This is a genomic window from Synechococcus sp. R8-2 (assembly GCF_047461715.1).
Classification (GTDB): Bacteria; Cyanobacteriota; Cyanobacteriia; order Thermostichales; family Thermostichaceae; genus Thermostichus.
The window spans coordinates 1-8,078 of record NZ_JANSHQ010000146.1 but is presented as its reverse complement, the minus strand read 5'-3'; the positions used below and the strand labels follow the sequence as shown (position 1 = coordinate 8,078).

Here is an 8,078-nt window from a genome sequence, read left to right as displayed (position 1 = left end):
CTTTGGGCAGGCAAGAACGCCGGGAATTGCTGCACCGGCTGGGGATCCTGGTAGGGCATTTGCTGAAGTGGCAATTGCAACCCCACCTGCGAGGCAAAAGTTGGCGGGCAACGATTACTGAACAACGCCGCCAGATCCAGCGATTGCTCAAAGACAGTCCCAGCCTCAAGCCCGATCTTTCGGCAGCCCTGCAAGAGGCTCACCAGGACGGGATCCTGTTGGTGGTGAGAGAAACACCATTGTCTGAAGCAGATCTGCCTGCCCAGTGTCCCTACACATTTGAGCAGGTGATGGATCCCGACTTTTATCCTGGCAAGGAAGATCCCCAGTGATCTGCTCAGCCCCCGGAACCAGAACCAGGGAGGGAGGGATCCCGACCCCGGTGGGTCTCCATCTGGCTGTCCACTACCCGTCGCAGCACTCCGTTGACGAAAGCAGCGGCCTCAGGATCCCCGTATTTTTTGGCCAATTCTACAGCTTCGTTGATGGCAACCTTCACGGGGCTGCTGGCCAGTATTTCCATCTCCACCACCGCCAGGCGCAGGATATCTCGTTCGATCCGACCAACCCGCTGCAATTGCCAACCCACCAAAGCCTTTTGCAAACGAGCATCAATCGCCTCCTTGTGGGTTCGCAGGGCAGTTAACAGTTGCAAAGCGTAGGCGCGCACTTCTTGGGATTGGGCAATGTACAACAGTTCCGGCATGGACAGGGCAACGCCCACCCGGTTGACTGCTCTTTGGGACAACTGGACAACCTCATCCAAGATGTGGCGGACGCTGTGCAGCCGCTGTTCCAGGTGTTCTAAGGCTTGGCCGGCGTTGCCGAGGGCCACTTGCACCTGCTGGATTAGCTCCAGCAATTCCCCCCGTAAGGCATTGGGGTCAGGAACGTCCGCCTCCTTCAGAGTGATTTCCAGGCGCTGCAGGTGTCGTTGGGCCTGCTGAAGGCGGAGGGTGACGGAGCGGGATCCACCCTCTTCCTTGGGATCCGAATCGGCCAACAATAGAGGATCGCTCTCGTGCAACAAACGGTCGCTGCGCTGGATTTCCGCCGCCGCTGTGGAGAGGGTTTCATGGGTCTCTTCACTCAGGGCGCGGATGGCTGCCAGCAGCAAGTCCTCCAGTTGTTTTTCGCTCAGTTTGGCCGCCGTGGCTGGCAGTTGATTGACCCCCAGCAGGGCCAGTTCGCGGGCAATACGCCGAGGTTGCATTGCAGAATATCCATAGCTTCTGAAAGACTGCCCCATTGCCGCAAGGCGGCGCGCAAGCGCTATCGGGCTTAGCCATGCTAGCAGGTTGCCAATCCATGAAGAACGAGAGACTCACCCGGTCAACCGGCCCTAAAACTGCGACTTAACACCCGAAACACCAAAGATGAACTCTGCTCTGTGCCAAAGCGAGATTGGCTGGATACCGAGAGGGTGAGCCGTCGTTTGCTGCGGGTGATGCCCACATACAGCAGCCGCAATCGCTCTGCTGCCAAATCCAAAAAGGCTTGCTTGGTGGCCGAGTCGGCCTGCAGCTCCCAGCCGCCTTTGGGGCTGAGCTGTCGCAACTGAGCCAGGGCCTCTGCCTGCATATCCACTTCATCCAAAAACTTCAGCCCCAGGGTTCGCTCCCCGTACTGGGTGGGAAACTCGTAGGCCGACACCTGGGGGATGAACACCTGATCCCATTCCAGCCCCTTGGCCCGATGCAGAGTCGTGACAGTGATGCTGCCCGGCTCGGGGTCGAAGGCGAAGATCTCCGAAGGCAAGTTGTTGAGGCGGTGATCCAGAATCACTTGAAATTCTTGGGCGATCTCCTGCCAATCGGTTTCGGGCAGGGATCCCAGCACCTGCTCCAGCTGATCGATTACATAGCGACCCACAAACAGCTCTTCCGGCTTGCGGTAGAGGCTTTGAACGATCACATTCAGCACCTCCGGCCAAGGGGAGCGCCCGGCCCGGAGCCAACCGGCAAGGGTGCGCAGCAGCCTGCCCAAGTTCTGCCAAGGCGGGCCATCGGGCAGAGCGGGAGCCTCACCAAAGTTGGGAAATAGCAGCCGCTCCGGCAGAGAGGCGCGGATCCAGCTCAACATCGGTCCCAGCTCAGCACGTGGGATCCCCGCCCAATCCGCCAAGCAATCCACAGCAGCAGCCAAGCGAGTGGGGGCAGTGGGCTGGGCAAACCAGTCGATGATTCCCTTGAGCTGCAACAACACCCGCCGCTGACTGGGACTGCCCCGCAACAGATCGATCACCCGCTCCGCTCCCATTTCCTGGAGATAGCTGAGGGCTTTGCCCCCCAGCTCGTTGGTGGTGACCAGAATGGCCACCGTTTGGCCGGGAAAAGCTTGGGCGGCTGCAATGGCCTGCCGCGCCACCTGTTGCAGCTCCTCTTCCGGGGATCCGACAACCCGCAGAAAGTCCACACCACCCTCGCTGGCCGGGGGGTTTTGGCCACCGGAGGTGGCCAGTTGAATGGGCTGGGGGGCCAGAGCGGTGCGCAAAGCCGGGATGGGGTGCTGCTGATTCACCCACTCCACCAGGCGGTTGGCCAAAGCGATGATCTGGGGGGCGCTGCGGCTGGATTCATCCAAGAGCACCACCTGAGGACTGGCCTGGCAAAAGGCGCGAAACAGCCGCGGCTCGGCGCTGGTAAAGGTGCCCATGATGCTCTGGTTGGGATCCCCCACCCGCACCAGGTTGCCGGTGCGTTGGCTGAGCAGCCGCAGCAGCTCTTCCTGCAGGGGGGAACTGTCTTGGGCCTCATCCTCGAACAGGTAGTCGTACCAGTTCTGCACCTGCTCCCGCAGCTCCGGACTGCCCTCGATCAAATCCACTGCTTGCCAGCCCAGGTCGTCGTAGTCTAACTTGCCCAGGCGACGCAATTCCGCTTGATAACCGGCGTAGATGGGAGCAGCCCAGCCCAGATAGCCCTCGCTGGGGATCACTTCTGGCCCCAGGCGCAGATTCTTGGCCCTGCTGATGACCACCTGCACCATCTGCTGGAAACTGCGCCGGAACTGGGCTCGGTTTTGGGCGATCTTTTGCGGGTTGTTGTCGCCGGGGATCAGCGGCTCCCAGAGCTGAGTATGGCGGACGAGCCAAGCGCGGCACAGGCGGCTGAGCAACCGCTCCTGTTCGTATCCCTCCAAAATAGACAGCTCCTCCCAACGGCTGGGGGCCTCCCGCAACACCCGCAACGACAAAGAATGCAGGGTAAAGGCCTGGGTAAAGCGATCCGGATACCCCGCCCGTTGCAAACGTTGATTGATGCGGCTGATCAAGTTGCCCCGCGCCGAACGCATGTAGGTGAACACCCCGATGCGCTCCGGTGGGATCCCCCGATTGAGAATTAAATCGGCGATCAACAGCTCCAGAATAAAGGTCTTGCCGCTCCCCGGAACGGCGGCGATCCCCAGCGGCCCCGATTGGTAGGCCAACGCCTGTTGCTGCGCCGGACGCAGGGTGACCTCAGGAAAGGGAGAAGAAGCCAGACCCAGCATGGGATCCCTGCCTAGCTGAGGATGAAGGTCTCGATGGCTGCCGCCACCCCGTCTTCTGTTACAGAAGGGGCGATCCAGTCGGCATGGGGCAAGAGAGCTGGCGAGGCATTTCCCATCGCCACCCCGATCCCCGCATACCGCAGCATCTCAATGTCGTTGTCGCCATCGCCAATGGCCATCACCTGCTCCGCCGACAACCCCAGCATTTCCTCGGCCAAAAAACGAACGGCATTGCCCTTGTTCACCGCCGGATGGGTAGCCTCGAGAAAAATCGGCTCTGAACGGGTGAGGTAGAGCTGGTCAGGGGAATACCGCCGCCGCAGGGATCCCTGCAATTCCTGCAGGAACTCGGTATCCTCAGAAACAGCCAGGATCTTGGTGGGGCTTCGTCCGTATTGGGCGGAAGAGAACATCTGGAACGGCACCTGAGAGCGCTCAGCATAGGCCTGACTGAGAGGGCTCAGCTCCCGTAAGTAGAGCTGGTCATCGATGTAGAGGTGAACCCCCACCGGCTGATCCTGCAACGCTTGCAACAACTCCTCGGCCAGCGGCCAGTCCAGGCTCCAGTGCTTTAGGGTCTTTTGGCTATCGGGATCCCGAATTAAAGCCCCCTGGTAGCTGCATAGGGGCATATCGGCCCCAATCGCGTAGTGGAACCGCTCGGCAGAACGATGCATGCGACCCGTAGCGATGGCTACTCGCACCCCTGCTGCTTTGGCCTTCTGAATGGCCTCCCGAACCGGCTCTGAAACCTGGTTGGAAGGCCCGGCAATCGTGCCATCGATATCCACCACCAACAGCCGAATCTGGGCACGGGGTGGAGAAGATGCCCGCTCTCTTTCCTCGGCTTGGACGTTAGCCTGAGTTTGCATTGCTGTTGTTTGCCCTCCTCCTGGCAACCTTCCAGACCGTAGCATGGCTCTGCCTCGATTGGTTGACGGTCATTGGCCGGCTCAGTACACAAAGAATCAACACAGAAGAATTGAACAAGTGAGATGGCCGGGTGGGGGATCGGTTTCCGCCCCTATTCCCGCCAACGAGAAAGCGTAGAATTAAGAAAGACTAGCCCCGTGATGGACGAAAACATTGTGATCATGCTGAAACGAATCGGTCGCGTCTGCCGGCCTCTGCTGGCCATTGCCCTGGCCTTGACCTTGGCCCTGGCTCCCATAGGCGCTGTTTGGGCACGCAGTGGCGGTCGCATTGGCGGCGGATCTTTCCGGTCTCCGACGTTCTCTGCCCCCCGCTCGATTGGCCCGCACTACTCAGCTCCTGTCTACCCCAGCTATGGAGGCGGCTTTGGTTTTCCGCTGCTGGTGCCCTTTTTCTGGGGAGGGGGGGGTGGCGGCCTGCTGACGCTGCTGCTCTTGGTTGGGGCAGGTAGCTTTTTGGTGCAGACGCTGCGCTCGGGGATCAGATCCGAAGAAGGGGACGATAGCATTGGGGTTCGCGATCCCCAGGTAACTGTTGCGCAGGTAAAAGTGGGACTGCTGGCCAGCGCCCGGCAACTGCAGAAAGACATGAACGCCCTGGCTCTGGAGGCGGATACTCAGTCGCCGGAAGGGCTGAGCCAACTGTTGCAAGAGGTCACCCTTGGCTTGATGCGCTACAGCGACTACTGGGCCTATGGCCATGCCCAAGCGGAGAAGCTGCCCCTCTCCCGCGCCGAATCCCTGTTCTATCAAGCCTCTTTACAAGAACGGAGCAAGTTCAGCGTCGAAAGCCTCAGCAACCGCAACAACCAGATCCAACAAGTCTCCCAAGCGGCGCTGCAGCGATCTGCTGCTGGGATCCCAGATGTTGGCGAGTACCTGCTGGTAACTCTACTGGTTGCGTATCGTGGTAACTTGGGTACACTACCTGTAGTTAACTCCATGGCGGATCTGCGGCAGTGCCTGTTGCAGCTGGCTTCGATTCCGGCAGATCGGATTGTGGCCATCGAAGTGCTGTGGACGCCGCAGTTGGAGGGAGACACCCTGTCGGCAGAGGCGCTGTTGACCGAGTACCCGGAAATGCGGCTCCTTTGAGAGCCTTTGGGCGATAGACGGCAACTGTTGGCTGAGTGTCTCAACTCCTCGGGATCCCCGCCGCTCAGGCTAGGGAGGTTGTATGTCCGGGTTAGATGCTTCAGCGGGCAGAGGCCGTCGTTCCCCTTGGGCATGGTCTGGCCAAGTCAAGCAGGCAGATTCTCTGTTGGATGAGCTGTTCGAGGATTTGGAGAACAGCTTGGAAGAGGGGCTGTCAGAAGCCGGCGAATATCCTTACCTCGGCACACGGCCCCCACTGCCTTCCCGGCGCTTCTCTGCTGCCGGAGGATTACTGCTGGGTATGGCTTTGGCCGCTACCTTGGTGGCAGGGCTGGCTTTTTGGATGACCCTGCGCCCGCGGGCGGTGGTTTTTTCGCAGGCCACTCGGGATCCCTTGGCTGAGGCACCCAATTCTTCCCATTCCGATGCTCACCAGGAGCCCTTGCTTCCCACTGCTGCTGATGTGGATGAAAACCCCAAAGCTCCACCTGAGGATTCTGCAAAGGCTGTCTTGGTCGAACCGGCAAAACCGCCGACTGTTGCCGCTCCTCTTGCTTCAAGAGGGGCTGGTCTTCCCTCTCCCCCCAGGGTACCTGCGCCTCCGGTGCCAGCGCGGATCCCACCCCAGCCTCTGCCGCAGATGAAGCTGGTGGGATTGATCCACGATCCAGGTGCCCCCAAGGCTCTGATCTTGATCGACAACGTAGTACGTCAGGTGGCTGTTGGCCATGCGGTGAAAGCAGAGTGGCGGGTTACCTCCATCAGCCCCTACGGTGTGAGGGTGAGCAATGGCGCTCAAAGCGTCACCTTGCAGTTGGGACTGTCGCAGCGGATCTGAATCACCTGGATAGGGATCCCTGCTGGGTTGAGCAGCGCCTGGAGGGTGGGAGATTGGATTGAAGGAGAAGGGGCAGATGAAATTCGCCAAGCTGGGGCGAATGAGCCGCTGCAGAGTGGGAGTGGGCTTAGTTCTGGGATACCTCTGTCTCGGGCTGTTGGCTTGTCGCAGCACACCCCCCTTGTCAGAATCCCCATCGGGGATCCCAGCGGCCTATGCTAGCCGCCCGCAACTGCAAGGGAAGGCAGTGGTGGAGATGGAGGTGCAAACTGCTGAGGGGGTAGGCAAGGTGATCTTGGCGATCCACGGGGAAGCGGCACCCCTGACCGGCGGCCAGTTCGTGGATTTGGTTCAGCGGGGCTTTTACAATGGCCTCACCTTCCATCGGGTGGAAAAGGATCCGCAGCCTTTTGTGGTGCAGGGTGGGGATCCCCGTGGTGACGGCACAGGGGGTGCAACAGAGCCGGGGAGCAACCGCCTGCGCACCATCCCCCTGGAAATTCAGCTGCGTGGGGAACCCTACCCCCGCTACAACACCTTGATCCAGGATCCCGCTGCTCTGAGTAAGTTGCTCTTGCCCCATCGTTTGGGGGCGGTGGCCATGGCCCGTTCTAGCCCACTTGACTCAGCCTCTTCCCAGTTTTACATCACCCTCTCTGCTCTGCCGATTTTGGACGGGCGCTATGCCGTGTTCGGCTACGTCACCGAGGGGATGGAGTGGGTGGAGCGCATCCAGGTGGGAGATGTGATCCGCTCGGCGCGGGTGTTGGAAGGAGCGGACTTGCTTAGGGTGCCGGGATCCCAACCGGAAAGAGCAGATCAGATGGAGGATCCCGGCAGTTTATGATGGGCAGCAACTCTGCTGCTGGTTTGGTTGTTGTGGCTCTGGCTTTTGCCTTGAGGAAGGGCAAGTTTTGCCCCCGTCCCCTCCGCCAACACCTGGGCACCCTTTCATGCAAGAAGACGCTTTTTCCCCCCTGGAGCCCCTAGACGAGCTGCCACCTCACTCACCGCCGGAGGTGGATGTGGAGCTGATGCTGCAGCAGTTGCAGGATCCGGATCCCTATTTGCGGATGCAGGCGGCCCGCGCCTTCTGTGAGATCGAAGAACCCCGCGCCGTTAAACCCCTGCTGGCCCTAGTCCGGGATCCCTGCCCGTTGGTGCGGGTGGGAGCGGCCTATGCCCTAGGTCGGAATCCGGATCCCGCTGAGGTGGAGGTGCTGATCGAGGGCTTGCGCTGGGATTGGAACGGCTATGTGCGCAAAGGCTTGGTGTGGGCGTTGGGCAATGCCAAGGATCCGCGGGCGTACCCGGTGTTGCTGGAAGTGTTGGCCGGGGATATCGCGGCAGTGCGATTGTGGGCTGCCAGTGCCCTCGGACAACTGGCCCAGGCGCAGGCGTTGCCTGGCCCGGCATTGGATGAGGTGGTCGCAGCTCTCTGCCGGGGCTTGGCTCAAGATCCAATCGCAGCGGTACGCGGCAACTGTGCCTGGAGCTTAGGGATCCTGGGGCAACAGGTGAAACTGGCTCTCGAGGATCCCATTGTTTACACGATGCTAACAAGGCAATTGCTGACCAGCGCCAGTCGCGATCCCGATTGGGGGGTGCGGGATGACGCGCGGCTTGCCCTACAAAAGTTGGCGGATCCCGATTTGCTGGAGCAACTGGATAACCTCAGCTGATCGTTATAGTCATTTTTAAACTAGATTGAGACACTCCCC

The 8,078-nt window shown here is 60.3% G+C and carries 8 protein-coding genes; 5 read left to right on the top strand and 3 right to left on the bottom strand.

The annotated features are described in order from the left end of the window. Positions 1 to 332 (top strand): DUF29 domain-containing protein (locus NW819_RS04165; protein ID WP_414412974.1); only part of this gene is annotated, 332 nt, incomplete at its 5' end. Between the two features lie 5 nt (positions 333 to 337). Here the strand turns inward: NW819_RS04165 and nusB are convergent. The 3 genes from nusB to NW819_RS04150 all read right to left on the bottom strand — a co-directional run bounded on the left by nusB (position 338) and on the right by NW819_RS04150 (position 4,364). Continuing rightward, the gene (gene nusB, locus NW819_RS04160; protein ID WP_414331399.1) at positions 338 to 1,213 is read right to left on the bottom strand and encodes a transcription antitermination factor NusB; all 876 of its coding nucleotides are present in this window, start codon (positions 1,211 to 1,213) and stop codon (positions 338 to 340) included. A 119-nt stretch (positions 1,214 to 1,332) separates the two neighbouring features. Continuing rightward, the gene (locus NW819_RS04155; RefSeq protein WP_414412973.1) at positions 1,333 to 3,492 is read right to left on the bottom strand and encodes an ATP-dependent helicase; all 2,160 of its coding nucleotides are present in this window, start codon (positions 3,490 to 3,492) and stop codon (positions 1,333 to 1,335) included. An 11-nt stretch (positions 3,493 to 3,503) separates the two neighbouring features. Next, positions 3,504 to 4,364, bottom strand: a complete 861-nt coding sequence (locus tag NW819_RS04150) for a Cof-type HAD-IIB family hydrolase (protein ID WP_414412972.1) — start codon at positions 4,362 to 4,364, stop codon at positions 3,504 to 3,506. Positions 4,365 to 4,565: 201 nt separating this feature from the next. Here NW819_RS04150 and NW819_RS04145 point away from each other — a divergent pair, with 201 nt between their 5' ends. The 4 genes from NW819_RS04145 (at position 4,566) to NW819_RS04130 (ending at position 8,039) form a co-directional block, all read left to right on the top strand. Continuing rightward, a complete protein-coding gene (locus NW819_RS04145) occupies positions 4,566 to 5,519 on the top strand; it encodes a DUF1517 domain-containing protein (RefSeq protein ID WP_238376757.1) in 954 nt (317 codons plus the stop codon). Between the two features lie 82 nt (positions 5,520 to 5,601). Further along, positions 5,602 to 6,357 (top strand): hypothetical protein, encoded by a 756-nt coding sequence (locus tag NW819_RS04140; protein WP_414330350.1) that lies wholly within the window; start codon positions 5,602 to 5,604, stop codon positions 6,355 to 6,357. A 76-nt stretch (positions 6,358 to 6,433) separates the two neighbouring features. Next, on the top strand, positions 6,434 to 7,204 hold the full coding sequence (locus tag NW819_RS04135) for a peptidylprolyl isomerase (protein ID WP_011433685.1): 771 nt from the start codon (positions 6,434 to 6,436) through the stop codon (positions 7,202 to 7,204). Positions 7,205 to 7,310: 106 nt separating this feature from the next. Then, positions 7,311 to 8,039 (top strand): HEAT repeat domain-containing protein, encoded by a 729-nt coding sequence (locus tag NW819_RS04130; protein WP_414343657.1) that lies wholly within the window; start codon positions 7,311 to 7,313, stop codon positions 8,037 to 8,039. Positions 8,040 to 8,078: the final 39 nt, after the last annotated feature.